The organism is Actinomadura sp., from assembly GCF_044508335.1.
Taxonomy (GTDB): domain Bacteria; phylum Actinomycetota; class Actinomycetes; order Streptosporangiales; family Streptosporangiaceae; genus Spirillospora.
In genome coordinates this window covers 1-1,908 of sequence record NZ_JBIQHY010000060.1, presented here as the reverse complement: position 1 = coordinate 1,908, position 1,908 = coordinate 1, and the positions used below count along the sequence as shown (strand labels likewise).

The following is a 1,908-nucleotide window of genomic DNA, read 5'->3' as shown; positions in this document are numbered from 1 at the left end:
CCGGCATCGGCGTCCGGCATCGGCGTCCGGCATCGGCGTCCGGCGTCAGCGGATGACGTCGGCCTTCAGCCGCGCGGCGTTCGGCGCCGCCGTGCCGCTCAGCGTCCGGGCGGACGCCTGCGACGGCGGAACCGGGTCACCGAGCTGCGGGACGTGCACGGTGCGGTGCTTCGGACGCTCTCCCCGCAGGAAGTAGGCGTCGAAGTAGGCGTCCACCTCGGCGGAACCGCGGTGCACGATGCAGTGCGTGCGGTCGCCGTCCTGGACGACCAGGCGCGAGCCCTTGAGCCGGCGGTGCATGTCCAGCGCGCCCTGGTACGGGGTGGCCGCGTCGGCGGTGGACTGGAACATCAGGATGTTGCCCGGCAGGTCGCGGGTGTGCCCGATGTTGATCGGCTTGCCGGCCTTGGCGCCCCAGAACAGGCAGGGCGCGTTGAACCAGACGTTGCTCCACGTCATGAAGGGGTGCTTGCGGTTGATGCGGGTGTTGTCCCGCCACCACTTGCCCCAGCTGCGCGGCCACTGCACGTCGGTGCACTCGGTCGCCAGGTACATCGCGGTGCCGTTGTCGTCGGACTCGCCGGACGTCTGCGCGCCGAACGTGCCCACGAAGGTGGCCGTGTCGCCGGCCTTGTAGGCGGCGAGCCCGGCGGCGTAGCCGTGCCAGATGGCCTGGCTGCGGCGGTAGCCGGCGTTCAGGATGACGTCGGTCAGCTCGTCCGGCCCGACGGCGTACTCCTGGCCGTCGAAGGTCTGGTAGACCGGCTTCTTCTTGAGCTGGCGCCGCAGGTCGTAGAAGAAGTCGCGCACCTGCCGCTGCGTCGTGCCGAGGTGGTACACCGAGTCGTACTTGGCGATCCAGCCGAAGTAGTACTCGATGTTCTTGTCGAACGCGACGTCCTGGGCGAGGTTGGCGTCGTACCAGACGTCCGACGGGCCGACGTTGCCGTCCAGCACCATCTTGTCGACGTTCCTCGGGTACACGGTGGCGTACGCCGACCCGAGGTAGGTGCCGTAGGAGGCGCCGTAGTAGTCGATCTTGTCGTTGCCGAGCGCCTTGCGGATCGACTCGATGTCGTTCACCGAGTCGATCGTCTTGACGTGGTCCAGCAGCCCGATCCGGTCGTTCGCGGCGCAGTCGTCCGCGTAGCCCTTGGACTTCTTCAGCCAGATGCCCACGGACTTCGGGTCACCGGTCCCGTAGTCGGGACGCGGCCCGTTCGACCAGGTCGGGTCGCACCTGATGGCCGGGACGCTCATCCCGACGCCGCGCGGGTCGAACCCGATGACGTTGTAGGCGTCGCGCATAGGCGCGGAGTTCTGCGCGAACACCCGCGGCCCGAACAGCGCGCCGCCGCCGCCCGGTCCGCCCGGGTTGACGATGATGTCGCCCTTGGCCGCGCCCTTGCCGGTGTGCGGCGTCCGGGTGAGCTGGAGCGTGATCTTGGTGCCGTGCGGCTTGGCGTAGTCCAGCGGCACCTGCAGCTCGGCGCACTGCACGATCTTGGAGACCGGGTACAGGCCGTCGTAGAGGTCGTGCACGGTCTGCACGAAGTCCGTCGGGCACGCGTGCCACTTCGCTGCGGCGGGGTTGAAACCTCCGGCCGTTCTGGCGGAAGGGCCCGCGGCCTGCGCGCTTGTGGCGCCCACGCCGGTGAGACCGAGCCCGGCCACCGCGGCCACGACAACGATCCTCTTCACATATCCCCCTAACGTGCTGACTCCGGTTGAGTCAGACATACGGGTAAAAGACAGGAGATTGTGACTTCTCTACGGCGAGCGCCGACAGGGCCCAACACAGTGGATGCCGAATCGTGACAAGATCAACGGAACTTCGTGACACCCTCGAACGTTCCGGAGTCCGGAGGGCGCGCCCGTGCGCGCACCCTCCCGCACGGCGCGCACACG

Annotated in this window: 1 protein-coding gene; it reads right to left on the bottom strand. The window is 68.5% G+C overall.

Features of this window, described 5'->3' with window-relative positions; all coding sequences use genetic code 11:
• Nucleotides 1–45 precede the first annotated feature (45 nt).
• Entirely contained in the window at nucleotides 46–1,551 is a 1,506-nt protein-coding gene (locus ACIWVC_RS20340) for an alpha/beta fold hydrolase (protein ID WP_396454425.1), read from the bottom strand.
• Between the last annotated feature and the right edge of the window lie 357 nt (nucleotides 1,552–1,908).